The sequence below is a fragment of the Pseudomonas sp. T8 genome, from assembly GCF_024610635.1.
Taxonomy (GTDB): Bacteria; Pseudomonadota; Gammaproteobacteria; order Pseudomonadales; family Pseudomonadaceae; genus Aquipseudomonas; species Aquipseudomonas chlororaphis_I.
Window position 1 is genome coordinate 3812747 of the sequence record NZ_CP102374.1, and the last position, 24546, is coordinate 3837292.

The 24546-nt window shown below is 63.7% G+C and carries 22 protein-coding genes and 1 pseudogene; 11 read left to right on the forward strand and 12 right to left on the reverse strand.

Annotated features, from left to right (window positions below):
• The first annotated feature begins 102 nt into the window (after nt 1-102).
• The 11 genes and pseudogenes from ubiE (at nt 103) to NRG23_RS32860 (ending at nt 8240) form a co-directional block, all read left to right on the forward strand.
• On the forward strand, nt 103-873 hold the full coding sequence (ubiE, locus tag NRG23_RS17085; protein WP_007925879.1) for a bifunctional demethylmenaquinone methyltransferase/2-methoxy-6-polyprenyl-1,4-benzoquinol methylase UbiE: 771 nt from the start codon (nt 103-105) through the stop codon (nt 871-873).
• Nucleotides 873-1496, forward strand: a complete 624-nt coding sequence (locus NRG23_RS17090; RefSeq protein WP_009046582.1) for an SCP2 domain-containing protein — start codon at nt 873-875, stop codon at nt 1494-1496. Before ubiE ends, NRG23_RS17090 begins: the two co-directional genes overlap by 1 nt.
• Nucleotides 1493-3097 (forward strand): ubiquinone biosynthesis regulatory protein kinase UbiB, encoded by a 1605-nt coding sequence (gene ubiB / locus NRG23_RS17095; RefSeq protein ID WP_038630411.1) that lies wholly within the window; start codon nt 1493-1495, stop codon nt 3095-3097. Before NRG23_RS17090 ends, ubiB begins: the two co-directional genes overlap by 4 nt.
• Before the next feature lie 81 nt (nt 3098-3178).
• Nucleotides 3179-3571: a phosphoribosyl-AMP cyclohydrolase gene (hisI, locus tag NRG23_RS17100; protein ID WP_007925882.1), complete on the forward strand. Its 393-nt coding sequence runs from the start codon at nt 3179-3181 to the stop codon at nt 3569-3571.
• Nucleotides 3572-3573: 2 nt separating this feature from the next.
• Nucleotides 3574-3906, forward strand: coding sequence for a phosphoribosyl-ATP diphosphatase (locus tag NRG23_RS17105; protein ID WP_007925883.1), 333 nt, complete (start codon nt 3574-3576; stop codon nt 3904-3906).
• Nucleotides 3907-3931: 25 nt separating this feature from the next.
• Nucleotides 3932-4210, forward strand: coding sequence for a twin-arginine translocase TatA/TatE family subunit (locus NRG23_RS17110; RefSeq protein ID WP_257371457.1), 279 nt, complete (start codon nt 3932-3934; stop codon nt 4208-4210).
• Between the two features lie 10 nt (nt 4211-4220).
• Complete coding sequence (gene tatB, locus NRG23_RS17115; RefSeq protein ID WP_016704437.1) at nt 4221-4661, forward strand: Sec-independent protein translocase protein TatB; 441 nt, start codon at nt 4221-4223, stop codon at nt 4659-4661.
• Nucleotides 4658-5452 (forward strand): twin-arginine translocase subunit TatC, encoded by a 795-nt coding sequence (gene tatC / locus NRG23_RS17120; protein WP_009046579.1) that lies wholly within the window; start codon nt 4658-4660, stop codon nt 5450-5452. Before tatB ends, tatC begins: the two co-directional genes overlap by 4 nt.
• Nucleotides 5449-6156 (forward strand): 16S rRNA (uracil(1498)-N(3))-methyltransferase, encoded by a 708-nt coding sequence (locus tag NRG23_RS17125; protein WP_016704436.1) that lies wholly within the window; start codon nt 5449-5451, stop codon nt 6154-6156. The genes tatC and NRG23_RS17125 overlap by 4 nt, the downstream gene beginning before the upstream one ends.
• A 167-nt stretch (nt 6157-6323) precedes the next feature.
• Nucleotides 6324-7337: pseudogene (locus tag NRG23_RS32855) on the forward strand (methyl-accepting chemotaxis protein); the annotation flags it as partial.
• A gap of 198 nt (nt 7338-7535) precedes the next feature.
• On the forward strand, nt 7536-8240 hold the full coding sequence (locus NRG23_RS32860; RefSeq protein WP_373922261.1) for a methyl-accepting chemotaxis protein: 705 nt from the start codon (nt 7536-7538) through the stop codon (nt 8238-8240).
• A gap of 119 nt (nt 8241-8359) precedes the next feature.
• Here the strand turns inward: NRG23_RS32860 and NRG23_RS17135 are convergent, their stop codons facing one another.
• The 12 genes from NRG23_RS17135 to hutH (NRG23_RS17190) form a co-directional block, all read right to left on the reverse strand.
• Nucleotides 8360-9094 (reverse strand): amino acid ABC transporter ATP-binding protein, encoded by a 735-nt coding sequence (locus tag NRG23_RS17135; RefSeq protein WP_009046576.1) that lies wholly within the window; start codon nt 9092-9094, stop codon nt 8360-8362.
• The gene (locus NRG23_RS17140) at nt 9087-10046 is read right to left on the reverse strand and encodes an amino acid ABC transporter permease (protein WP_371923113.1); all 960 of its coding nucleotides are present in this window, start codon (nt 10044-10046) and stop codon (nt 9087-9089) included. The genes NRG23_RS17135 and NRG23_RS17140 overlap by 8 nt, the downstream gene beginning before the upstream one ends.
• A gap of 152 nt (nt 10047-10198) precedes the next feature.
• Complete coding sequence (locus NRG23_RS17145; protein WP_016704434.1) at nt 10199-10996, reverse strand: transporter substrate-binding domain-containing protein; 798 nt, start codon at nt 10994-10996, stop codon at nt 10199-10201.
• 370 nt (nt 10997-11366) lie between these two features.
• Nucleotides 11367-13937 carry a glucans biosynthesis glucosyltransferase MdoH gene (mdoH, locus tag NRG23_RS17150; RefSeq protein ID WP_016704433.1) on the reverse strand — a complete coding sequence of 857 codons (2571 nt, stop codon included), beginning with the start codon at nt 13935-13937 and terminating at the stop codon, nt 11367-11369.
• Complete coding sequence (locus NRG23_RS17155) at nt 13930-15723, reverse strand: glucan biosynthesis protein G (protein WP_009046572.1); 1794 nt, start codon at nt 15721-15723, stop codon at nt 13930-13932. Before NRG23_RS17155 ends, mdoH begins: the two co-directional genes overlap by 8 nt.
• Nucleotides 15724-16000: 277 nt before the next feature.
• Nucleotides 16001-16438 carry a D-aminoacyl-tRNA deacylase gene (gene dtd / locus NRG23_RS17160; protein ID WP_016704431.1) on the reverse strand — a complete coding sequence of 146 codons (438 nt, stop codon included), beginning with the start codon at nt 16436-16438 and terminating at the stop codon, nt 16001-16003.
• Nucleotides 16435-17406, reverse strand: coding sequence for a prolyl aminopeptidase (pip, locus tag NRG23_RS17165; RefSeq protein ID WP_016704430.1), 972 nt, complete (start codon nt 17404-17406; stop codon nt 16435-16437). Before pip ends, dtd begins: the two co-directional genes overlap by 4 nt.
• 255 nt (nt 17407-17661) lie before the next feature.
• Nucleotides 17662-18465, reverse strand: coding sequence for an N-formylglutamate deformylase (gene hutG, locus NRG23_RS17170; RefSeq protein WP_038630409.1), 804 nt, complete (start codon nt 18463-18465; stop codon nt 17662-17664).
• Nucleotides 18466-18475: 10 nt separating this feature from the next.
• The gene (gene hutI / locus NRG23_RS17175; protein WP_009046569.1) at nt 18476-19681 is read right to left on the reverse strand and encodes an imidazolonepropionase; all 1206 of its coding nucleotides are present in this window, start codon (nt 19679-19681) and stop codon (nt 18476-18478) included.
• 16 nt (nt 19682-19697) lie between these two features.
• Complete coding sequence (locus NRG23_RS17180) at nt 19698-21107, reverse strand: amino acid permease (protein ID WP_257371459.1); 1410 nt, start codon at nt 21105-21107, stop codon at nt 19698-19700.
• Between the two features lie 151 nt (nt 21108-21258).
• On the reverse strand, nt 21259-22791 hold the full coding sequence (gene hutH / locus NRG23_RS17185; RefSeq protein WP_009046567.1) for a histidine ammonia-lyase: 1533 nt from the start codon (nt 22789-22791) through the stop codon (nt 21259-21261).
• A 158-nt stretch (nt 22792-22949) separates the two neighbouring features.
• Nucleotides 22950-24473, reverse strand: a complete 1524-nt coding sequence (gene hutH, locus NRG23_RS17190) for a histidine ammonia-lyase (protein WP_016704427.1) — start codon at nt 24471-24473, stop codon at nt 22950-22952.
• Nucleotides 24474-24546: the final 73 nt, after the last annotated feature.

The window sequence follows — 24546 nt, forward strand, 5'->3', positions numbered from 1 at the left end:
GTCAAAACGCCCCGGCGCTTCACTATCTTACATTCAGCCTTGCCAAGACAAAGACCGCCACCGGGATTAGAATGTCCCGCATTCTCTTTTGGTGACAGCGATATGACTGATCAGCGCAAAGGCAGCGATGCCGAACCCACCACTCACTTCGGCTTCAAAAACGTTCCGGAAAGCCAGAAGGCGGAAAAAGTCGCTGAGGTGTTCCACTCCGTGGCCGCCAAGTACGACCTGATGAACGACGTACTGTCCGGTGGCATGCATCGCCTGTGGAAACGCTTCACGATCGAATTGTCCGGCGTTCGCCCTGGCAATCGCGTGCTGGACATCGCCGGCGGCACCGGCGACCTGACCCGCAAGTTCTCCCATCTGGTGGGCCCTACTGGCCAGGTGGTGCTGGCGGACATCAACGCCTCCATGCTCAAGGTCGGTCGCGACCGCCTGCTCGACAAGGGCGTGGCCGGCAACATCGAGTTCGTTCAGGCCGACGCGGAAAAGCTGCCGTTCCCGGACAACCATTTCGACGTCGTGACCATCGCCTTCGGCCTGCGCAACGTGACCCACAAGGAAGACGCCCTGCGCTCGATGCTGCGGGTGCTCAAGCCCGGTGGCCGCCTGCTGGTACTGGAGTTCTCCAAGCCAACCAACGCGCTGATGTCCAAGGTCTACGACGCCTACTCGTTCGCCTTCATGCCGCTGGCCGGCAAGCTGATCACCAACGACTCGGAAAGCTATCGCTACCTGGCCGAATCGATCCGCATGCACCCGAACCAGGAAACCCTGAAGTCGATGATGGTCGAGGCCGGTTTCGATCGCGTGACCTACCACAACATGACCGCGGGCATCGTCGCCCTGCACCGCGGCATCAAACCCTGATGTTGTTCAGCGGCCTGCTTGCCAGCGTCGAACACGGCCTCAACCGTGTACTGCGTCTCGACAGCACGGCTTTGCCACGCTTGCAGCATTTGAACGGCAAGGTCATCGCCGTCGATTGCCGCAGCCCGAGCGTGCAGCTGTTCGTCATTCCTGGCGATGAGGGCCTGACCCTCGCCGCGCATTGGACGGCCGACGCCGACTGCACCCTGCGGGCGCCGGCCTCGAGCCTGGTGCGCCTGGCCCTGAGCCAGGACAAGACCTCGGTGCTGCACAGCCCCGAAGTCGAGCTGGAAGGCGACAGCGGCGTGCTGCTGGAACTGGCGGCCATCCTCCAGGACCTCGAACTGGACTGGGAGTACGAACTCTCGCGCTGGCTCGGCCCGGTGGCCACCCAGCTGTTCAGCGGCCATTTACGCAGCCGCGCGCGCTGGTATCGCCAGGGTTTCGCCAGCCTGAACCAGAATCTCGCCGAATACCTGGCCGAAGAGTCGCGCACCCTGGTGGGCCAGCGCGAAGCCGAAGCCCGCTTCAGTGAACTGGACCGGGTCAAGCTCGACCTGGAACGCCTCGAGGCGCGCTTCGAGCGCCTTTCCCGATCCCTTGACCCAAGCGATAACGCATGAAGCTGCTTGCCGTCCGCCGTTTGTTGCGCATCCAGCGCGTCGTGATCCGCTACCGCCTCGATGACCTGCTGTTCGCCCTGCCCCTGCCCTGGTTCCTCCTGGCGCTGCGCTACGCCTTGCCCTGGCGCTGGTTCCCGCGCAAGCAACTGGAGCTGAGCCGCGGTGCGCGCCTGCGCCTGGCCTTGCAGGACCTGGGGCCGATCTTCATCAAGTTCGGACAGATTCTCTCGACCCGCCGCGATCTGCTGCCCGAAGACATCGCCGACGAGCTGATGCTGCTGCAGGACCGCGTGCCGCCCTTCGATTCGAAGAAGTCGGTGGCGCTGATCGAGGAGCAACTGGGCAAGAAGATCAGCGATGTGTTCAGCCGCTTCGATATCGAGCCCCTGGCCTCCGCTTCGGTGGCGCAAGTCCACGCCGCCCAGCTCAAGAGCGGCGAAGAAGTGGTGGTCAAGGTCATCCGCCCGGGCCTCAAGCCGGTCATCGCCCAGGACCTGGCCTGGCTGTTCATCCTTGCCCGCGCCGCCGAAAAGGTTTCGGCCGACGCCCGCCTGCTGCACCCGGTGGATGTGGTCAGCGATTACGAAAAAACCATCTACGACGAACTCGACCTGTTGCGCGAAGCGGCCAACGCCAGCCAGCTCAAGCGCAACTTCGAAGGCTCGCCGCTACTCTACGTGCCGCAGGTCTACTGGGACTGGTGCCGGCCGAAAGTGCTGGTCATGGAGCGCATCTACGGGATCCAGGTGACCGACCTGGCCACCCTGGCCGACCAGCGCACCGACATGAAAATGCTCGCCGAGCGCGGCGTGGAGATCTTCTTCACCCAGGTGTTCCGCGACAGCTTCTTCCACGCCGACATGCACCCGGGCAACATCTTCGTCAGCACCGTGCAGCCGTGGAGCCCGCAATACATTGCCATCGACTGCGGCATCGTCGGCAGCCTGACCCCGGAAGACCAAGACTACCTGGCCCGCAACCTGTTCGCGTTCTTCAAGCGCGATTACCGGCGCGTGGCGCAGCTGCACATCGATTCGGGCTGGGTGCCGGCAGAGACCAAACTCAACGAATTCGAAGCGGCGATCCGTACCGTGTGCGAGCCGATCTTCGAAAAACCGTTAAAAGATATTTCCTTCGGCCAGGTGCTGATGCGCCTGTTCCAGACCGCTCGCCGCTTCAACATGGAAGTGCAGCCGCAGCTGGTGCTGCTGCAAAAGACCCTGCTGAACATCGAAGGCCTGGGCCGCCAGCTGTACCCGGAGCTGGACCTGTGGAACACCGCCCAGCCGTTCCTCGAACGCTGGATGCGCGAGCGCGTCAGCCCGAAAGCCTTGCTGGGCAACCTGCACAGCCAGGTCGAACAACTGCCGCACCTGGCCAACATGACCCGCGACCTGCTCGAACGCATGTCCCAGCCCCATGCCCAGGCCCCTTCGCCGCCCTGGAAACGGCGCAAGGACGACTGGTTCCTGCGCCTTCTCGGCGCGGCGCACCTGGGCGGTGGCGCGATCCTCGCGGCCGGCGGACCGCTGAACGAACTGGGTCACTGGCCGGCCGGCATCATGATGGCCGTGGGCTTGTATCTGGTCGTGCGCCGATAGCCAGCCGGGCTAGCGGCTGGCACACTGTTTCTCATCGCCGAGGCTCGACGAGCGCGTCGGGCCCTGTTGTCGGAGTCGAAGATGAAAGATTGGCTGGACGAGATCAAATGGGACGCTGACGGCCTGGTGCCGGCCATCGCCCAGGATCACAAGACCGGGCGCGTGCTGATGATGGCCTGGATGAACCGCGAGGCGCTGAGCCTGACCGCTGCCGAAAACCGTGCCATCTACTGGTCACGTTCGCGTGGCAAGCTATGGCGCAAGGGAGAAGAGTCCGGGCATGTGCAAAAGCTTCATGAAATGCGCCTGGACTGCGATGCCGACGTCATCATCCTGATGGTCGAACAAATCGGCGACATTGCCTGCCACACAGGCCGCCAGAGCTGCTTCTACCGCGTTTATGAAAACGGCGACTGGAAAACGGTCGATCCGGTACTCAAAGACCCGCACGCGATCTATCAAGCAGGACACTGAACATGAGCGATACCCTGACCCGTCTGGCCCAGGTGCTGGAAGAGCGCAAAGGCGCCGCCGCCGACACTTCCTATGTCGCCAGCCTGTACCACAAGGGCCTGAACAAGATTCTGGAAAAAGTCGGCGAAGAATCGGTGGAAACCATCATTGCCGCCAAGGACGCCGCCCACAGCGGCGACTGCAGCGATGTGATCTACGAAACCGCCGACCTGTGGTTCCACACCATGGTCATGCTCGCCCAGCTGGGGCAGCATCCGCAGGCCGTTCTCGATGAACTGGACCGGCGCTTCGGTTTGTCTGGACACGCCGAGAAAGCCTCGCGTCCGTCCGCCTGAACATCATTTAGAGAGGAAACGCAGCATGGGCATTTTTGACTGGAAACACTGGATCGTCATCCTGGTTGTCGTGGTGCTGGTGTTCGGCACCAAGAAACTGAAAAACCTCGGCACCGATGTCGGCGAATCGATCAAGGGCTTTCGCAAGGCCATGAACGACGACGAAAAACCCGCCGAGCCTGGCGTGCCTCCGACCGCCCAGCCTGCTCCGCCGGTCCAGCCGCAAAGCACTCCGCTGAACCAGCCGCACACCATCGACGTGCAGGCGCAAAAAGTCGAAGAGCCGACCCGCAAAGACTCGTGAGCACTGACTAATGTTTGGTATCAGCTTCTCTGAACTGCTGCTCGTCGGCCTGGTGGCCCTGCTGGTGCTCGGCCCCGAGCGTCTGCCGGGCGCCGCGCGCACGGCTGGCCTGTGGATCGGCCGCCTGAAGCGCAGCTTCAATGCGATCAAGCAGGAAGTTGAACGGGAAATCGGTGCCGATGAAATTCGTCGGCAACTGCACAACGAACACATTCTGTCGCTGGAACAGGAAGCGCGGAAAATCCTCAATCCGATCCAGCAACAGCCGACACCGGTCGAGCCCGTGGCCGAACAGAGCATTCATGCGCCCGCCGCGGCGCCTGAAGCGCCCGCCAGCGCGACCACGGCGAGCCCTACTGCCGCAACTGCACCGGCCGAACCGGCTGCGCCCGTGACAACGCCTGTCACGCCAGCCCCCCACGACCCTACTTTGCCGCCGCGAGCCCCATGAGCGATATTCCGGAAAACGACCAACATATGCCGCTGGTGTCGCACCTCACCGAGTTGCGCACCCGGTTGCTGCGCTGCGTGGCGGCGATCTTCCTGATCTTCGGCGGGCTGTTCGCCTTCACCCAGCAGATCTACACCATCGTCTCCACGCCGTTGCGCCAGTACCTGCCGGCGGGCGCAACGATGATTGCCACCGACGTGGCGTCGCCGTTCCTGACCCCGCTCAAGCTGACGATGATGGTCTCGCTGTTCCTGGCGATCCCGGTGATCCTGCACCAGATCTGGGGCTTCATCGCCCCCGGCCTGTACAAGCATGAAAAGCGCATCGCCGTACCACTGCTGGTCTCCAGCATCCTGCTGTTCTACATCGGCATGGCCTTCGCCTATTTCCTGGTGTTCCCGCTGATCTTCAAGTTCTTCGCCGCAGCCACCCCAGCCGGCGTGGAAATGATGACCGACATCACCAGCTACCTCGATTTCGTCATGACCCTGTTCTTCGCCTTCGGCGTGGCGTTCGAGATCCCGGTGGCGGTGGTGCTGCTGGTGTGGATCGGCGTGGTCGACGTCGCCTACCTGAAGAAGATCCGCCCGTACGTGATCATCGGCTGCTTCGTGGTCGGCATGATCCTGACCCCGCCGGACATCTTCTCCCAAACCCTGCTGGCGGTACCGATGTGGCTGCTGTTCGAGATCGGCATCCTGTTCGGCAGCCTGATCAGCAAGCGCGGCGACCATCCGGACGACCAGCCGGCGGAAGACCACAACGACCAGCCGCCAGCGACCCAAGCGTGAACCTGCTGCTGCTCGAGGAGGCCGACTTCATCGCGGCCGACCGGGTGATCCTGCGCGATCGCCGCCTGACCCACATGCAGGAAGTCCATCGGGCCGCGGTGGGCGACAGCCTGCGGGTCGGCCGTATCGGCGGGTTGATGGGCTCGGCCGAACTGCTGCGCCTGGAGCCTGGGGAAGCCGAACTGCAAGTCAGCCTCGACCAGCCACCGCCGACCAAGCTGCCCCTGACCCTGGTGCTGGCCCTGCCGCGCCCGAAAATGCTCCGCCGGGTGCTGCAAACCGTCGCGGCCATGGGCGTGCCCCGGCTGGTGCTGGTGAACAGCTACCGGGTCGAGAAAAGCTTCTGGCAAACGCCTTTCCTCGAACCCGAGGCGATTCGCGAGCAACTGATCCTCGGCCTGGAACAGGCCCGCGACAGCGTGCTGCCGGAAGTGGTCATCGAAAAGCGCTTCAAACCCTTCGTCGAAGACCGTCTGCCAGCGCTGGTCGAGGGCACCCTCGGCCTGGTCGGCCATCCTGGCCAGTACCCGGCCTGCCCCCGCGGCCTGGATGAGCCGGTGACCCTGGCCATCGGCCCGGAAGGCGGCTGGATCCCCTACGAAATCGACCTGCTGGGCAAGTCCGGCCTGCAACCGGTGCAACTCGGCGAACGCATCCTGCGGGTCGAAACCGCCGTCACCGCCCTTCTCGCCCGCCTCTTCTAACTAACCCCCACTCCCGTAGGAGCGAGGCTTGCCCGCGATAGCGCGGTGCCTGACACGGCGCCATCGCCGGCAAGCCTCGCTGCTGTTACACGGCTGCTTCAGATTTATCTGACGCAGCCGATAGGCTCTCTACAAAACCTATTTAATAGCCCAAGGGAGTTCGCGGCATGTACCGTTGGTTAGCCCAGAGTCTGGGAAATGTGAGCGTCAACCTCAAACTCGGCGTTGGCTTCGGTCTGGTGCTGCTACTGACCCTGCTGATCACCGCGACCGGCTGGCTGGGCCTGGGCAATGTGATCGAGCGCGGCGACAAGCTGGGCTATATCTCCAGCCTCAACGAGCTGACCAAGGACCTGCGCATCGCGCGCCTGGACTATGAAATGCGCCGTGGCGAGCAGGGACCGGGGGCCGTCAGCGAGCTGCTGAACCAGCTCGACGAAGGCTTGCAACGCGCACGCAAGATGCTGGAAATGCCTGAAAGCATCGCCATGATCGACCAGCAGATCGCCGCCGTCAGCGAGTACAAGCTGGCCTTCGCCGACATGACCCGCGCCACCGCCAGCCGCGAAGCCGCCCGCGCCAAACTGGGCGCCACCGCCGATAACGCCGTGGCCCGGGTGGCCGAAGTGGAGAAATCCATGCTGCAGGGCGACAGCGTGGCCCAGTTCAATAGCGTCATCGACCTGAGCAAACTGATCCAGCAGGCGCGCTTCCAGGTCCGCGGCTACACCTACAGCGGCAAGGCCGAGGCCGAACAGCCGGCGCTGGACGCCATCGACAACGCCCTGAACAACCTCGCCAGCCTGCCGGCCAAGCTGCCGGAACAGCACCTGGCCAACCTGCAACAGGCCACCGACGCCCTCAAGGGCTATCGCTCCGCCGTCAGCGAGTTTCGCGACTCCCAGGTGGCCAGCGCCGCCGCGCTCAAACGCATGGCGGCCCAGGGCGACCGCCTGATGGAAGTCAGCAAGCAGCTGACCGCCGCGCAAACCCACAAACGCGACGGCGACGCCGCCCGGGCCAGAAGCACCCTGGCCATCGTCACCGCCCTGGCCCTGCTGTTCGGCCTGGTTGCTGCCTGGAGCATCACCCGGCAGATCGTCATCCCGCTGCGCCAGACCCTCAAGGTGGTCGAGCGTGTCGCCTCGGGCGATCTCAGCGAAAACCTGCAGGTCGAGCGTCGCGACGAGCTCGGCCAGCTGCAACGGGCCATGCAACGCATGACCCTGAGCCTGCGCGAGCTGATCGGCGGCATCAGCGATGGCGTCACCCAGATTGCCAGCGCCGCCGAGCAACTGTCGGCGGTGACCGAGCAGACCAGCGCCGGAGTCAACAGCCAGAAAGTCGAGACCGACCAGGTCGCCACCGCCATGAATGAAATGGCCGCCACGGTCCAGGAAGTCGCGCGCAACGCCGAGGAAGCCTCGGAAGCCGCGGTCGCCGCCGATCAGCAGGCCCGCGAGGGCGACAAGGTAGTTGGCGAGGCGATCGCACAGATCGAACGCCTGGCCGCCGAGGTCGGCAACTCAACCGCCGCCATGGGCCACCTGAAGCAGGAAAGCGACAAGATCGGCAGTGTGCTCGACGTGATCAAGTCGGTCGCCCAGCAGACCAACCTGCTGGCCCTCAACGCCGCCATCGAAGCCGCCCGCGCGGGTGAAGCCGGTCGTGGTTTCGCCGTGGTGGCCGACGAGGTGCGCAGCCTGGCGCAGCGCACCCAGAAGTCCACCGAAGAGATCGAGGAGCTGATCGTCGGCCTGCAGAACGGCACCCAGGAAGTGGCCAACATCATGGACAACAGCCGCAACCTGACCGACAGCAGCGTAGAGCTGACCCGTCGGGCCGGTGGCTCGCTGGAAAACATCACCCGCACCGTCTCGGCGATCCAGGCGATGAACCAGCAGATCGCCGCCGCGGCCGAGCAGCAGAGCGCGGTGGCCGAGGAAATCAACAGAAGCGTGCTGAACGTGCGCGACGTGTCCGAGCAGACCTCGGCAGCCAGTGAGGAAACAGCGGCCTCCAGCGTCGAGCTGGCGCGCCTGGGGACCCATCTGCAGACCCTGGTCGGGCGCTTCCGGGTTTGAGCCGAGCCGGTTTCGCTTGATATCGGGGTGAAACAATCGCGGGCAAGCCTCGCTCCTACAGATAAAGGTCATCTGTAGGAGCGAGGCTTGCCCGCGATGGGTTTCAGCCGGTGGAAAACCTACAGGACCTGACGCAGGAACGCCTGGGCCCGCGGGTCTTGGGGCGCATCGAAGAACGCCGCTGGCGAGGCGTCTTCCAGCAGTTTGCCGTGATCGAAGAACAGCACCCGATCCGCCACTTCCCGGGCAAAGCCCATTTCGTGGGTCACACAGACCATGGTCATGCCTTCCAGGGCCAGGGTTTTCATCACGTCCAGCACTTCGCCGACCATTTCCGGGTCCAGCGCCGAAGTCGGCTCGTCGAACAGCATGACCTTGGGCTCCATGGCCAGCGCCCTGGCGATGGCCACGCGTTGCTGCTGGCCGCCGGAGAGCCGCGACGGGAACTCGTTGGCCTTCTGCGCGATACCGACCTTCTCCAGCAACGCCAGGGCCTTGGCCTCGCGCTCCTGCTTGCCGCGCTTGCGCACCACCTTCTGCGCCAGGCAGAGGTTTTCCAGCACGGTCATGTGCGGGAACAGGTTGAAATGCTGGAACACCATGCCGACTTCGCGGCGATAGGCATTCACATCGGTCTTCGGATCGGCCAGTTGCAGGCCGTCGATGCTCACCGAGCCGGAATCGAACTGTTCCAGGCCGTTGAGACAACGCAGGAAGGTCGACTTGCCGGAGCCGGACGGGCCGATCACCACCAGCACTTCGCCCTTGGCCACGTTAGTGGTGACGTTATCTACCGCGCGGACCACCTGGCCCCGGGTGTCGAAGACTTTTACCAGATCGCGGACTTCAATCACTTTGCGCGAGCCTCCGCTCAAGCCGGCTGGCCATCTTCGACAGCGGCAGGTTGATCAACAGGTACAGGGCCGCCACGCAGAACAGGATCTCGAACGGCGAAAACGAGGTGGTGATGACTTCACGTCCGCTCTTGAGCAGCTCGGTGATGGCGATCACCGACACCAGCGAGGTGTCTTTCACCAGGCTGATGAACTGCCCGGCCAGCGGCGGCAGCACCCGCTTGAAGGCCTGCGGCAGTACCACATGGCGCATCGACTGGCTGGCGTTCAGGCCCAGGGAGCGGGCCGCTTCATTCTGGCCACGGGCGATCGACTGCACGCCGGCGCGGACGATTTCCGCCACATAGGCACCGGTGAACAGTGACAGCGCGGCGATCCCGGCGAACTCGCGGGACAGGTTCAGCACCGTGCCGATGAAGAAATAGAAAATGAAGATCTGCACCAGCAGCGGCGTGCCGCGCACCAGTTCGACGTAAATGGTCGACAGGTCCCGCAGGGTCGGGTTGTTCGACAGCCGGCAAAGCCCGGTCGCCAAGCCGATGAACAGCCCCAGCACCCCGGACACCAGCGACAACCACAAGGTGGTCCACAGCCCCAGCAGCAGCGGCCCGGCCGCCCAGTGACGGGTCACGCCGATCACATCGCCTTCGGCCACATCGTCGCCACGGGCGACTTGCAGGCTGTTTTCGTCGACCGTCAGCCGTTGCTCGTCACCCGCGTCGTTGCGCAGCGTGACCTCGGCCTTGCCGCCTTTGCGCACCAGCTCGCTGACGGTGGAGATGTCCGCCGCCCGCTGCGACTCCTCGGCCTGGTAGGCGAAGTACTGCGGTACGCGGTTCCAGCGCCATTCGTAGGACATCAGCGAGGTGGCGTAATACAGCGCGCCGGCCAGGCCGATCAGCACCAGCACGGTCAGTACGTGCCAGGGCCATTGGGCTTTTTTATGTTTGATCACTTTGCAGGTTCCAGCCGTTTGCAGCGGGGAAGTTCGGTATCGCCGATCAGGACGCCATCGCGAGCCGGCTCGCTCCTACAGGGATTGCGTGAATCCGTAGGAGCGAGGCTTGCCCGCGAATGGGGCGACTCGGTCTGTCTGACCGAGTGTTATTCCATGTCCTTGAGCCACTCGGTGCTCTTGAACCACTTGTCATGGATACGATCGTAGGTGCCGTCTTCGTGGATCTGGTGCAGGAAGTTGTTGATGAAGTTGAGGCTGTCGTAGTCACCCTTCTTCAGGCCGAACGCCAGGGGCTCATAGGTGAACGGCTTGTCGAGGAACGTAAGCTTGCCGTTGCCGACCTTGCTCAGTGCCACCACGTTGTACGGGGCATCGTAGATAAAGGCGTCGGCCTTGCCGTTGACCACGTCGAGCACGGCTTCCTGCTCGTTGTCGTAGCCGTGGTACTTGGCCTTGGCGATCAGCTTCTTGGCGACCATCTCGCCGGTGGTGCCCAGCTTGGAGGTGATGCGGTAGTCGGCGGTGTTCAGGTCTTTATAGGACTTGATGGTGCCTTCCAGTTCCTTGCGGATCAGCAGGGTCTGGCCGACCACGATGAAGGGTTCGCTGAAGTTCAGGCGCAGGTTGCGTTCCTGGGTCAGGGTCATGCCGCTGCCGATCATGTCGAACTTGTCGGTCAGCAGGGCCGGGATGATGCCGTCGTAGCCGGTGGAAACCAGCTCCAGCTTGACGCCCATGGCCTTGGTCATGGCCTTGAGGATATCGACCTCGAAACCGATGATCTCACCGCGCTTGTTGGTCATCTCGAACGGCATGTAGGTCGGGTCCATGCCGACTTTCAGCGTGCCGCGCTTGACCGCATCATCGATGGCGCCAGCCTGGGCTGCATTGACCGCCACCATTGCCGTGACGCCGAGCAGCAGCATCGAGAGATACTTCTTCATCTTCAAGTCCCCTGAACCCATTTTATTGTGAGGCGAACCCGCGACAGGTTTTCCCTGGAAAACCGACGGATACGGGCACCAGGAATGCCCGCTCGCAGCAATTCGGGGTGCGATGCTAACTCACCCGGCCGTTTGCACAAGGGTTTGACCAGGATTTGTTGTTACAGGGGGGGGGTGACAATCTCCCTGTAGCCGCTGCCGCAGGCTGCGATGGTCCGGGCCACGCTGGTCGTAGGACCTCCTGCGATCTCAGGATCCTGCGTCCCCTTCGGTACGGATGCCGCCCAATCGATCGCAGCCTGCGGCAGCGGCTACAAGAGCGGGCCCACAAACAACAACGCCCTTGAGAGTGCTCTCAAGGGCGTTGTCATCAGGCCGGTTGGGCGATTGCCGTTTGCGGTCGCAACGGCAACAACGGTGCATGAGGGTCTTCATCCACCGATTGCCGCCAGGCGCTCAGCCAGTCGGCATGGCCTTCGCTCCAGACCTGCTCATGCAGGCGGGCCAGGGCCACCGGGTCGCTCAGCAGCGCCAGGCGCTCGCCGTTGTTCAGCGCCGCCGGCCCCACTTTCAGGGCATGGCGGACACGTTCGCTACGCAGCCACTCGATCGGCTCGGCCAGGCCGTGCCGGGACGTCGCCAGGGCACAGGCCAGGGCGTTCTGCTGCGGATCGACCACCGCCCGGATGAAGCCGTCGTTCAGCGCATGCCAACGGTTTTCATGGGTGTACTGGTCGGTGGACACCAGCTCCTGTGGCGGCGCGTATTCTTCGGGGATCAGGAACAGGCTTTCGTCACGGGACTTCAGGCCCAGGCCGACACGGCTGGAAATCACCGACACCGGGATCGACAGCATCAGCGAACCGACGATCGGCACCAGCCACCAGAGGAAGCTCGGGTTCAGCCAGATCACCAGCAGCGCCCAGAAGAAGCCCAGCAAGGTCTGCGGACCATGGCGGCGCACCGCTTCGCTCCACGGCGTGGAATCGTCGTCACGTTGTGGCGAGTTCCAGGTCGCGGCCCAGCCAAGGAACGCGGCCAGCACGAAACGGGTGTGGAAGATCATCCGTACCGGCGCCAGCAGCATGGAGAACAGCATCTCCAGCAGCATCGACAGGGTCACCTTGAACTTGCCGCCAAACTCTTTCGCGCCCTTGGCCCAGATCAGGATGATGCTCAACAGTTTCGGCAGGAACAGCAGCACGATAGTGGTCGAGAACAGCGCGATCGCCTTGTCCGGATGCCATTGTGGCCACAGCGGATACAGCTGGCGCGGCTCCAGGAAGTACTGCGGCTCCATCAGGGTGTTGACCGCCAGCAGGGCCGTCGACAGCACCAGGAAGAAGAACCACAGCGGCGCCGACAGGTAGGACATCACCCCGGTGAGGAACACCGCACGGTGCACCGGGTGCATGCCCTTGACCAGGAACAGGCGGAAGTTCATCAGGTTACCGTGGCACCAGCGACGGTCACGCTTGAGCTCGTCCAGCAGGTTCGGCGGCAGCTCTTCGTAGCTGCCCGGCAGGTCGTAGGCAATCCACACGCCCCAGCCGGCGCGACGCATCAGCGCCGCTTCGACGAAGTCGTGGGACAGGATCGCACCGGCGAAGGCGCCTTTACCGGGCAACGGCGCCAGGGCGCAGTGCTCGATGAACGGCTTCATGCGGATGATCGCGTTGTGGCCCCAGTAGTGGGACTCGCCCAGCTGCCAGAAGTGCAGGCCGGCAGTGAACAGCGGGCCGTAGACGCGGGTGGCGAACTGCTGCATGCGCGCATACAGGGTGTCCATGCCCGAGGCTTTCGGCGCGGTCTGGATAATCCCCGCGTCCGGCGTGGCTTCCATCAGGCGCACCAGGCTGGTCAGGCATTCGCCGCTCATCACGCTGTCGGCGTCGAGCACCACCATGTACTTGTAGTCGCCGCCCCAACGACGGCAGAAGTCGTCGAGGTTACCGCTCTTGCGTTTCACCCGACGGCGACGGCGGCGATAGAAGATCTTGCCGAAACCCTTGGTTTCGCGGCAGACGTCCAGCCAGGCCTGCTGCTCGGCCACGCAGATATCGGTGTCGTTACTGTCGCTGAGCACGAAGAAGTCGAAGCGGTCCAGGTCACCGGTGGCCGCGACCGACTCGAAGGTCGCCCGCAGGCCGGCGAATACCCGCGGCACGTCTTCGTTGCAGATCGGCATCACCAGCGCGGTGCGTGCATCTTGCGGAATCGGCTCGTTGCCGGCGCTTTTACCGGAAATGCGGTATTTGTCATGCCCGGTGAGCAGCTCGAGGAAGCCCATCAGCGCGGTCCAGAAACCGGCCGAAACCCAGCAGAACAGGATGCCGAACATGATCAGGATGCTGGTCTGCAGGGCGTACGGCAGTACCTGGGTGGCGGTCTGCATCAATGGCTGATGCATGACTTCTTCCAGGTCGACGAACGACCAGCCCTGGTACGGCATGATGCCTTTCATGTACCAGCCGGCCACTATGGTCTGGCCGAGCATCAGCACCAGCAGGATGTAACGGCGGATCGAGCCCACGGTGCGCCAGCGCGCCGCCGGGAGCACCCGCTCATCCTTCGGCGGTGCCGGCGGGTTGGTGCGTCCGGTCAGGCGCCGCCAGCCACGCACCAGGATATTGGTGCGCCAGGGTTCGGGAACCACCTTGGTCCGACGGATCGGCGGCGTGGCCTTGAGGCACACGCGACCGCTGGCGTCGAGCGCCAGCATCTCGGCATCGATCAGTTCCTCGGCGGAACTCAGGGTCAGCCGGCGGCCCACCGAGGCCTGGGCGGCATCGGCAGGCGCGTCGAACGTCGAGGACGACAGGCGTTCGTGCAGTTCACTGAAGGACTTGCAGCCCGCGAGTTCCGCGCGCTGCTCATCGGTCATTGGCAGGTGCGCCAGATACTCGGCAAGAGTCTCTGGCTGTACTTGAGGGTTACTCATCGGCAGGCAACTGGTAGCTCCAGGTCTCGGTCAGGACTTGCTCGGTCGGGACAGATTCCGGTGTGGCTGGGGCCGCCTCGGCAGCAGCAGGCTGCTTGGCGTCTTTGTGGTTCTTGGCGTCCTTGGCCGGCTTGGCTTCGGCTTGCTTGGCATCCGCCTCTTTTTTCTCCTGCTGCTTGGCGGCGACTTTGTCGGCCTTGGCGATGGAGGAGCTGGAGGCTGGCGACACGGCCTTGGCCGGCTCGACAGGGGTGGCGTTCTTGACCAGGGCCGCACGCATTTCGGTGGATTTGCTCGGATCCTTGATCTTCATCCGCAGGGTCAGGCGCCAGCCCTTGGTTTCAGGGTTGTAGCGCACGCTGTTTTCCACCAGCTCGGCGTTGTCGCCGACGCTGACCTGGCTGCGCACCTCGGTGTCTTCCGGCAATGCCGCCAGGGATGGACCTTCGAAGTCCACCAGGTAGGCCACGCTGCCGTCCGGCTGGCGGATCAGGTTGGATTGCTTGACGTCACCGGTGGAACGCAGGGTCTGCTCGACCCAGGCGCTGTCTGGCGAATGCAGGGAAGCCTCGTCCATGGTCCAGTGCAGGCGATAGGCGAAATCGAACGCCTGGCCTGGCTCAGGCTGCTTTTCCGGACTCCAGAATGCCACGATGTTGTCGTTGGTTTCGTCCGCGGTCGGGATCTCTACCAGATCGACGGTGCCTTTGCCCCAGTCGCCCTTCGGCTCGATCCAGGCGCTTGGGCGCTTGTCGTAGCGGTCGTCGAGGTCTTCGTAGTGGCTGAAGTCGCGACCACGCTGCAGCAGGCCGAAACCACGCGGGTTCTCTACCGAGAAGTTGCTCACGGCCAGGTGTTTCGGGTTGTTCAGCGGACGCCAGATCCACTCGCCGTTGCCGGCATGGATCGACAGGCCGCTGGAGTCGTGCAGCTCGCGGCGGTAGTTGAGGACTTTCGACGGCTGGTTGGCGCCGAACAGGAACATGCTGGTCAGCGGGGCAATGCCCAGCTTGCCGACCTTGTCACGCAGGAACATCTTGGCCTTGACGTCGACGATGGTGTCGCTGCCCGGACGCAGGGTCAGGCGATAGGCGCCAGTGGCCCGCGGCGAGTCCAGCAGGGCGAAGATCACCAGGTGCTTGTCGGTCGGCTTGGGTTGCTGGATCCAGAATTCGGTAAAGCGCGGGAATTCCTCACCGGATGGCAGCGCGGTGTCGATGGCCAGGCCACGGGCCGACAGACCATAGACGTGACCCTTGCCAATGACGCGGAAGTAGCTCGCGCCGAGCATGGTCATGATTTCGTCCTGCTTGTCCGCCTTGTTGATCGGGTACAGGACACGGAAGCCCGCGTAACCGAGCTGTTCGGTGGCCTTGGGATCGAACTTAAGGTCGCCGAAATCGAAGCGAGTCGAGTCGTATTTGATCTCTTCGACGGTGTTCGCCGTGATTTCGTTGATTTTCACCGGCGTATCGAAGTGCATGCCCTGGTGATAGAAGGACAGCTTGAATGGGGTTTTCTGCTTGGCCCACTCGGCCTTTTCAGGCAGGAAGCGGATTTTCTGATAGTCCGCGAACTTCATCTCACGAAATTCGTTCGGCAGGTTACTGCGCGGAGCCTCGTACTTCTGCCCGGCCAGATCCTTAGCCTTGGCCGATACATCATCCAGATTGAATGCCCAGAGTTGGCCGGCGCTAAGCAGGCAGAGCAGTGCAGAGCCCGTCACCAGTGCGTTTCGTAACCGTTTGGCAGACAATTTTGGTGCATTACAGGGACTAACAATCACGAGCAACCCTCGCCGAAAACAGATCAAAAAACCAACGGCCAGCTATCTATATGCCAGGTTGGCGAGCATTGTTCCGACTCCGATGGGGCTAAATGATTCCCCAAACGGTCCCGAACAAGTCTCTACCTAAGTCAAAAACGGACCAACGAACGCTGATCCCCGTAGCGCGCGATTATCTAGTAGCCCGCGTTACAACGCATCAGGGGCGACCAAGTATTTATCGCGAAAAACGCCTATTTTCGGCCGCTTCCGGCCGAAAAAGATGTTTCAAGCACTTTCAGGTCTGTAACAGGAAGGTTACCGGGCCATCATTGACCAGATGGACCTGCATATCCGCCCCGAAGCGCCCTGATGCTACTTTGCCATGCAACTGTTGCGCCTTGCATAGCAGATAGTCAAAAAGTTCTTCGCCGAGGGCCGGCGGCGCCGCGGTGGAAAAGCTCGGGCGCAGGCCGTTCTTGGTATCCGCGGCCAGGGTGAACTGCGAGACCAGCAGCAAACCGCCGTCCACATCAGCCAGGGACTGGTTCATCTTGCCCTCGGCATCACTGAATACCCGATAGTTAAGCAGCTTGTGCAGCAGTTTGTCGGCACTGGCCCGAGTGTCCTCGGGCTCCACCGCTACCAGCACCAGCAAACCCTGGTCCACCGCACCGACGATTTCCCCCGCCACTTCGACCCGCGCGCCGCGCACGCGCTGCAACAACCCCTTCATGCTTCTTCGGGCGGCAGGTCGAGCAGGCGCCGGGCCATCTGATTAGCGGCGCGCACCAGGGCATCGGTGATGCCCGGCTCCGACGCGGCGTGACCAGCATCGCGGATCACCTGCAGTTCGCTGTTCGGCCAGGCCTGGTGCAATTCCCAGGCGTTGTCCAGCGGACATATCACGTCGTAGCGGCCATGCACGATCACGCCCGGCAGGTGGGCAATCTTGCCCATGTCGCGAATCAGCTGGTTCGGCTCGAGGAACGCATGGTTGGTGAAGTAATGGCATTCGATCCGGGCGATCGACAGCGCGCGCTGCGGCTCGGAGAAACGATCGACCACCAGCGGGTTTGGCCGCAGCGTCGCGGTGCGCCCTTCCCAGATCGACCAGGCCTTGGCCGCATGCATCTGGGCGATCTGGTCATTACCGACGAGACGCTTGTGGAAGGCGCTGAGCAGGTCGTCGCGCTCGTCCAGCGGGATAGGCGCCATGTAGTCCTGCCAGTAGTCGGGGAACAGACGGCTGGCGCCTTCCTGGTAGAACCATTTGATTTCCTGCGGACGGCACAGAAAGATCCCCCGCAGAATCAGACCATGGACACGCTCAGGATGGGTTTGCGCATAGGCCAGGGCCAGGGTCGAACCCCAGGAGCCGCCGAACACCACCCATTTCTCGATGCCCAGGTGCAGGCGGATCCGCTCGAGGTCGGCGACCAGGTCCCAGGTGGTGTTGTTTTCCAGGCTGGCGTGCGGGGTGGAACGCCCGCAACCGCGCTGGTCGAAGGTGACGATGCGGTACAGGTTCGGGTCGAAGTAACGGCGACTCTGGGCATCGCACCCGGCTCCCGGGCCACCGTGGATGAACACCACCGGCAAGCCTTCCGGGGAACCGCTCTCATCGACATACAGCACATGGGGTTCGTCGACAGCCAGATCGTGCCGGGCATAGGGTTTGATCTGCGGGTACAAAGTCTGCATTGCGCGCTCCGTAAGGGGTCGAGGTCATCCCTGGGGGGACTTCAATTATTCTGCCGTCCGGCATCATAAACCCGAATTACGGAATGAGCATGTCCTAGGAAAAAATGCGGTTGTTCCCCCCGGAAAGCCAGGCGCACCTGTAGCCGCTGCCGAAGGCTGCGCTCGACTGCGCAGCAGGCGCAGGATCTTGAGATCGCTGAAGGCCTTCGGCCTTATCGCAGCCTGCGGCAGCGGCTACAGGGCTTCCTGTCGGCTTCAGCGCCCGTAGCGCTTCTGCCCCCAGGCCAGCAGCCCTTGCAGCAGCTGCTTGAGCACCACCTGGGTCGGCGCCGCCAGATCGTCGCGGTAGCGGAACGGCTCGAACTCTTCCATGTAGGTGCTCTGCGCCAGCTCCAGCTGCACGGCATGGATGTTCTCCGCCGGGTTGCCGTAATGCCGGGTGATATGGCCGCCCTTGAAACGGCCATTGAGCACATGGCTGTAGTCGGCATGACGGGCGCAGATCGCTTCCAGCTGGCTGGCCAGCTCGGCATCGCAGCTGGCGCCATTGAAGGTACCCAGGTTGAAGTCCGGCAGCTTGCCTTCGAACAGGTGCGGGATCAGCGAGCGGATCGAGTGCGCGTCGAACAGCAAGGCATAGCCGAACTCGGCCTTCAGCCGCGCCAGCTCCTGCTGCAGGGTGCTGTGATAAGGCGTCCAGACCTGCTCCAGATAAGTCGCCCGCTCCTGTTTCGACGGCTCCCGCCCCTCACGGAACAGCGGTACGCCATCGAACAGCGTGGCCGGGTACAACCCGGTGGTGGCGCCGACATATAAAGGCTTGTCGTCGGACGGGCGATTGAGGTCGATGACGAAACGCGAATACTCGGCCGCCAGGGTGCTGGCGCCCAGTTCCTCGGCGAACGCGTAGAGCCGCGGGATGTGCCAGTCGGTATCCGGCAGGCTTTGCGCCTCGGGTATCAGCCCGGCCTCGACCGCTGGCGTCAGGCGCAGGCCGGCGTGGGGCATGCTGATCAGCAGCGGCACCCGGCCTTGTTTGAAGTTCAGAACCTTATCCACAACCCTTCTCCTATAAATCCACTTCAACGCCGTGGCGCACGACGCGTTTTTCCAGGTCGCCGCCCAGCCAGTAGGCCAGGTCGGCGGGACGATCGATCTGCCAGGCGACGAAGTCCGCCACCTTGCCGGCCTCCAGCGAACCGTGGGTCCGCTCCATGCCCAGCGCGGTGGCCGCGTGCAGGGTCACGCCGGCCAGGGCCTCTTCCGGGGTCATGCGGAAACAGGTGCAGGCCATGTTCAGCATCAAGCGCAGGGAGAGCGCCGGCGAAGTGCCGGGGTTGAGGTCGCTGGCCACGGCGATCTTCACCCCGTGCTTGCGCAGCGCGTCCATCGGCGGCAGCTGGGTTTCGCGCAGGAAATAGAAGGCGCCCGGCAACAGCACGGCGACGGTGCCGGCCTTGGCCATGGCGATGGCGTCCTCCTCGGTCATGAACTCCAGGTGGTCGGCCGACAGCGCGTGATAACGCGCCGCCAGGCTGGAGCCATGCAGCGACGACAACTGTTCGGCGTGCAGCTTCACCGGCAGGCCGAGCTTCTGCGCGGCAACGAACACCCGCTCCACCTGTTCCGGCGAGAACGCCAGGTATTCGCAGAACGCATCCACCGCGTCCACCAGGCCCTCGGCGGCCAGGGCCGGGAGCATCTCGCTGCAGATGTGCTCGATGTAGTCGTCCGAGCGCTCGGCGTATTCCGGCGGCAAGGCGTGGGCCGCCAGGCAGGTGCTGCGCACACTGACCGGCAGCTCGGCGCCCAGGCGCCGGATCACCCGCAGGATCTTGCGTTCGCTGGCCAGGTCCAGGCCGTAGCCGGACTTGATCTCGACGCTGGTCACGCCGTCGCGCAGCAGGCTTTTCAAGCGCTTGCGGGCACTGTCGAACAGTTCGTCCTCGCTCGCCGCGCGGGTGGCCCGCACGGTGCTAGCGATACCGCCACCGGCGGCGGCGATTTCGGCGTAGCTCACCCCTTGCAAGCGTTGCTCGAATTCGCCGCTGCGGTTGCCGCCGAACACCGTGTGGGTGTGGCAGTCGATCAGGCCCGGGGTGACCCAGGCCCCCGCCAGGTCATGCCGCTCGGCATAGTCGCCGGCCGGAACCTGGTCGCGCGGGCCGATCCACTCTATGAGCGCTCCTGACGTCACGATGGCGGCATCCTCGATGATCGAGTAAGCGCCTTGCGCCATGCTTGCGACGTGGCAGTGTTGCCAGAGAGTTTTCATCCGAGGCCTCCGTTAGTTATCGATGGGACAAAGAAGGGTCGCGGTGTACCTGGACCGCCTGACCGGCGGCAGGCTTGACCCACAACAGATAAGCGATCACCAGCAGCACGATCCACACCGCGCCCACCGCCAGCGCCGCCTGGGTCTCCGGGAAGTAACCCAGCACGCCGAAGACGAACAGCATGAACACGATGGCGGCTGCCGGCGCCCAGGGCCAGAACGGCACCGGGAATTTCAGTTGGGCGACCTGCTCGGCGCTCATCGAGCGACGCATGGCCACCTGGGTGAACAGGATCATCAGCCAGACCCAGACCGTGGCAAAGGTGGCGATCGAGGCAATCAGCAGGAACACGTTTTCCGGAATCAGGTAGTTCAGCAGCACACCGCCCAGCAGCGCGGCGCCCATGACCACCACGGTCATCCACGGCACGCCGTGTTTCGACAGCTGGGCAAAGCCCTTGGGCGCCTGCCCTTGCTGGGCCAGGCCGTACATCATGCGTCCGGCGCCGAAGATGTCGCTGTTGATTGCCGACACCGCCGCCGAGATCACCACGATATTGAGGATGGTCGCCGCCGAGCCGATGCCCAGGTTGTCGAAGATCTGCACGAACGGGCTGCCCTGGCTGCCGATCTGCGGCCATGGATAGATGGCCATCAGCACGAACAGGGTCAGCACATAGAACAGCAGGATGCGCATCGGCACCGCGTTGATTGCCTTGGGGATGACCCGCTGCGGGTCCTTGGCTTCACCGGCGGTGATACCGATGATCTCGATGCCGCCAAAGGCGAACATCACCACCGCGAACGAGGCGATCAGGCCGCCGATGCCGTTGGGCATGAAACCGCCGTGGGCCCAGAGGTTGGCCACCCCGGTGGCCTGCTCGCTGCTGGCCGAACCGATGCCGAACAGCATGATGCCGAAGCCGGCGAGGATCATCGCGACAATCGCACCGACTTTCAGCAGCGACAGCCAGAACTCCATCTCGCCGAAGACCTTGACGTTGCACAGGTTGAGGCCGCCGATCAGGAACACGATGCCGAGCACCCAGACCCAGCGCGCCACTTCCGGAAACCAGAAGCCCATATAGATGCCGAAGGCCGTGACGTCGGCCAGGCAGACGATGATCATTTCAAAGGCATAGGTCCAGCCGAGGATAAATCCCGGCAACGGCCCCAGGTAATTGCTGGCGTAGTGGCCGAACGAGCCGGACACCGGGTTGTGCACGGCCATCTCGCCCAGCGCGCGCATCACCATGAACACCGCGGCACCACCGATCAGGTAGGCCAGGAGGACCGCGGGACCGGCCATCTGGATGGCCGAGGCAGAACCATAGAACAGCCCGGTGCCGATCGCCGACCCCAGCGCCATGAAGCGAATATGTCGGGCGGACAGCCCGCGTTTCAGACCTTGAGCTTGCTGTTGCATTTCTCGTTCCTAATTATTTTTATCGGAGAAAACCCAAACCGTAGCCGCTGCCGAGGTACGAGGCTGCGAAGCGGTCCGCAGGACCACCCTCGGGGGCTGCTGCGCAGCCCATCGCAGCCTCGTGCCTCGTCAGCGGCTACAGGCATGGTCGTTACAGGCTCGGCAGCAACTTGGCCGGCAGCAGCTCATTCAGGCAACGGGACGCCAGCAGTTCGCTCGCGGCGTTGATGTCCGGGGCGAAGAAGCGGTCCTTCTCGTAGAACGGCACTTTGCTACGCAGGGTAGCGCGGGCCTTTTCCAGCTTGGTCGAGGTCTTCAGGCCGTCACGCAGGTCCAGGCCCTGGCAGGCCGCCAGCCATTCCACGGCGAGGATGCCACGGGTGTTTTCGGCCATTTCCCACAGGCGCTTGCCAGCGGCGGGCGCCATGGACACATGGTCTTCCTGGTTGGCGGAAGTCGGCAGGCTGTCCACCGAGTGCGGATGGGACAGCGCCTTGTTTTCGCTGGCCAGGGCCGCGGCGGTCACCTGGGCGATCATGAAGCCGGAGTTGACCCCGCCATTGGCCACCAGGAACGGCGGCAGCTGGGACATGTGCTTGTCCATCATCAGCGAGATGCGGCGCTCGCTCAGGGAACCGATTTCGGCGATGGCCAGGGCCATGTTGTCGGCGGCCATGGCCACCGGCTCGGCGTGGAAGTTGCCACCGGAGATCACGTCGCCCTCGGCGGCGAACACCAGCGGGTTATCCGACACGGCGTTGGCTTCGACCACCAGCACCTCGGCGGCCTGGCGGAACTGGGTCAGGCAGGCGCCCATGACCTGTGGCTGGCAACGCAGGGAGTACGGGTCCTGCACCTTGTCGCAGTTCTGGTGCGACTTGGAGACTTCGCTGCTGTCGCCCAGCAGGTCGCGGTAAGCCGCGGCAGCGTCGATCTGGCCTTTCTGGCCACGGGCGGCATGAATCCGCGCATCGAACGGCGAACGCGAGCCCAGCACCGCCTCGACGGTCAGGCCGCCACAGGCCAGGGCGCCGGCGAACAGGTCTTCGCCTTCGAACAGGCCACGCAGGGCGAAAGCGGTGGACACCTGGGTGCCGTTGAGCAGCGCCAGGCCTTCCTTGGCCGCCAGGGTCAGCGGCTTGAGGCCGGCCACACTCAGCGCTTCGGTAGCGTTCAGCCATTGACCTTTATAACGGGCCTTGCCTTCACCCAGCAGCACCAGGGACATGTGCGCCAGCGGCGCGAGGTCGCCGGAAGCGCCCACCGAGCCCTTGAGCGGGATATGTGGGTAAACCTCGGCGTTGACCAGGGCGATCAGCGCGTCGATCACCTGGCGGCGGATACCGGAGAAGCCACGGCTCAGGCTGTTGACCTTGAGCACCATGATCAGGCGCACCAAGGCGTCGCTGATCGGCTCGCCGACACCGGCGGCATGGGACAGCACCAGGGAGCGCTGGAGGTTTTCCAGGTCTGCGCTGGCGATACGGGTCGAGGCCAGCAGGCCGAAACCGGTGTTGATGCCGTAGGCGGTGCGGTTCTCGGCGAGGATCTGCTCGACACAGGCGACGCTGGCGTCGATCTGCTTCGATGCACTGTCATCGAGGCTGAGGGTTACCGGCTGTTGGTAGACGGCACGCAGTTGGGCCAGGGTCAGTTGGCCGGGAATCAGATTTAGCGCAGTCACATTTATGCTCCTTTTGAGAGTTTGTTATTAACTACCAGTCGCTCCGGAAGCTTCCGTTGTCCGTCGCAGCCCGCCGTTTGTGAGCGAGTGGCGCCTTGGCACGCTGGTTTTTCGTGGAAACCGTTGTCGTGGAAAATTCCGTTCTTGCAGGGCGTTGCTCAGCGCACGCCCGGTAAAACCTCCTGCAGCAAGGCCGGAGCCTTGAGCAGCGCCGCCGCGCTGGCGATGTCCGGGGCCAGCCAGCGGTCCTGGTCATAGGCCGCAACCCGCTGGCGCAACAGCTTCCAGGCCGCATCGGTGCCGGCACCGAAACGCTGTTCCTTGAGAAATTCAAAGGCCTGGGCCGCCAGCAGGTATTCGATGGCGAGGATCTGGGTGCAGTTTTCCAGCACACGGGAAAGCTTCAGCGCGGCGTTGGTGCCCAGGCTCAGGTGGTCTTCCTGCAGGCCGGAGGTGACGTAGTTGTCGAGCACCGCCGGTTGCGCCAGCTGGCGGTTTTCCGCACACAGCGAGGCAGCGACGTACTGGACGATCATCATTCCGGAGTTGACCCCGGGGTTGCTCACCAGGAATGCCGGCAAACCGCTGACGTGGGGGTTGATCAAGCGATCCAGGCGCCGTTCGGCGATCGAGCCGATCTCGGCCATGGCGATCGCCAGCAGGTCCGCCGCCAATGCCACCGACTGGCCGTGGGGGTTGGCCTGGGACATCACCCGGTAGTTGTCCGGAGTGCCCAGCACCATCGGATTATCGGTGACGGAGTTGAGCTCGGTTTCGACCTGCTGCGTCGCGTGCGCCAACTGATCGCGGGCGGCGCCGTGAACCTGCGGGATGGAACGGATGCTCAGGGCATCCTGGGTGCGGATACCTTTGCTGGCGGCAATCACTTCGCTGCCGTCGAGCAAGGCGCGCAGGTTGATGCCGACCTGCTGCATGCCCGGGTGCGGCTTGAGCGCGATGATCTCGGCATCGAACGCGGCGATCTGCCCGCGCTGGGCCTCGAAGCTCATGGCGCCGATCACGTCGGCCCATTGCAGCAGGCGCGTGGCATCGGCCAGGGCCAGGCAGCTCAGGCCGGTCATGCACGGCGTGCCGTTGACCAGGCACAGACCGTCCTTGGCCCCCAGTTGCACCGGCTGCAGGCCTTCCGCCGCCAGCGCCTGCTCGGCCGATACGACCTGCCCGCGATAGCTGACCTGGCCGACACCAAGCAAGGCGATGCTGATATGCGCCATGTGGGTCAGGTAACCCACCGAGCCCTGGGACGGCACCTGCGGGGTGATACCACGATTGAGCAGGGCCAGCAGCGCCTCGACCACCCGGCGATGCAGGCCGGACTTGCCGTGGCTGTAGTTGACGATGGCCGCGCAGATGATCGCCCGGGTCTGCTCGTCCGCCAGCGGCGCGCCCACGCCACAGGCATGGCTGAGCAAGGTGTTGCGCGACAGCTGGCTCAGTTGTTCGTCCTGCAGCGAAACGTTGCACAGCGCGCCCAGGCCAGTGTTGATGCCATAGGCGCGTTCGCCGCTGACGACGATGCGCTGGACGATGGCCTGGGCATTCTCGATGCGTGCCCAGGCCTGGGCCGACAGCTCGAGCTGCGCGCCATGCCGGGCTACGGCGACCACATCCTGCCAACGCAGCGGGGCGTCGGCGATAACGATTTTTTCAGCCTGCGACATCTTCGACCTCACGGGTACCACCTGAACATTGATGCAGCTTTACCGCCGCATTCGCGGGCAAGCCTCGCTCCTA

Bases quoted from the DNA above. Each gene is read 5' to 3' on its own strand.
- ubiE (WP_007925879.1), top strand. From the start codon at position 103: ATGACTGATCAGCGCAAAGGCAGCGATGCCGAACCCACCACTCACTTC.
- NRG23_RS17090 (WP_009046582.1), top strand. From the start codon at position 873: ATGTTGTTCAGCGGCCTGCTTGCCAGCGTCGAACACGGCCTCAACCGT.
- ubiB (WP_038630411.1), top strand. From the start codon at position 1,493: ATGAAGCTGCTTGCCGTCCGCCGTTTGTTGCGCATCCAGCGCGTCGTG.
- hisI (WP_007925882.1), top strand. From the start codon at position 3,179: ATGAAAGATTGGCTGGACGAGATCAAATGGGACGCTGACGGCCTGGTG.
- NRG23_RS17105 (WP_007925883.1), top strand. From the start codon at position 3,574: ATGAGCGATACCCTGACCCGTCTGGCCCAGGTGCTGGAAGAGCGCAAA.
- NRG23_RS17110 (WP_257371457.1), top strand. From the start codon at position 3,932: ATGGGCATTTTTGACTGGAAACACTGGATCGTCATCCTGGTTGTCGTG.
- tatB (WP_016704437.1), top strand. From the start codon at position 4,221: ATGTTTGGTATCAGCTTCTCTGAACTGCTGCTCGTCGGCCTGGTGGCC.
- tatC (WP_009046579.1), top strand. From the start codon at position 4,658: ATGAGCGATATTCCGGAAAACGACCAACATATGCCGCTGGTGTCGCAC.
- NRG23_RS32860 (WP_373922261.1), top strand. From the start codon at position 7,536: ATGGCCGCCACGGTCCAGGAAGTCGCGCGCAACGCCGAGGAAGCCTCG.
- NRG23_RS17145 (WP_016704434.1), bottom strand. From the start codon at position 10,996: ATGAAGAAGTATCTCTCGATGCTGCTGCTCGGCGTCACGGCAATGGTG.
- mdoH (WP_016704433.1), bottom strand. From the start codon at position 13,937: ATGAGTAACCCTCAAGTACAGCCAGAGACTCTTGCCGAGTATCTGGCG.
- dtd (WP_016704431.1), bottom strand. From the start codon at position 16,438: ATGAAGGGGTTGTTGCAGCGCGTGCGCGGCGCGCGGGTCGAAGTGGCG.
- pip (WP_016704430.1), bottom strand. From the start codon at position 17,406: ATGCAGACTTTGTACCCGCAGATCAAACCCTATGCCCGGCACGATCTG.
- hutI (WP_009046569.1), bottom strand. From the start codon at position 19,681: ATGAAAACTCTCTGGCAACACTGCCACGTCGCAAGCATGGCGCAAGGC.
- NRG23_RS17180 (WP_257371459.1), bottom strand. From the start codon at position 21,107: ATGCAACAGCAAGCTCAAGGTCTGAAACGCGGGCTGTCCGCCCGACAT.
- hutH (WP_016704427.1), bottom strand. From the start codon at position 24,473: ATGTCGCAGGCTGAAAAAATCGTTATCGCCGACGCCCCGCTGCGTTGG.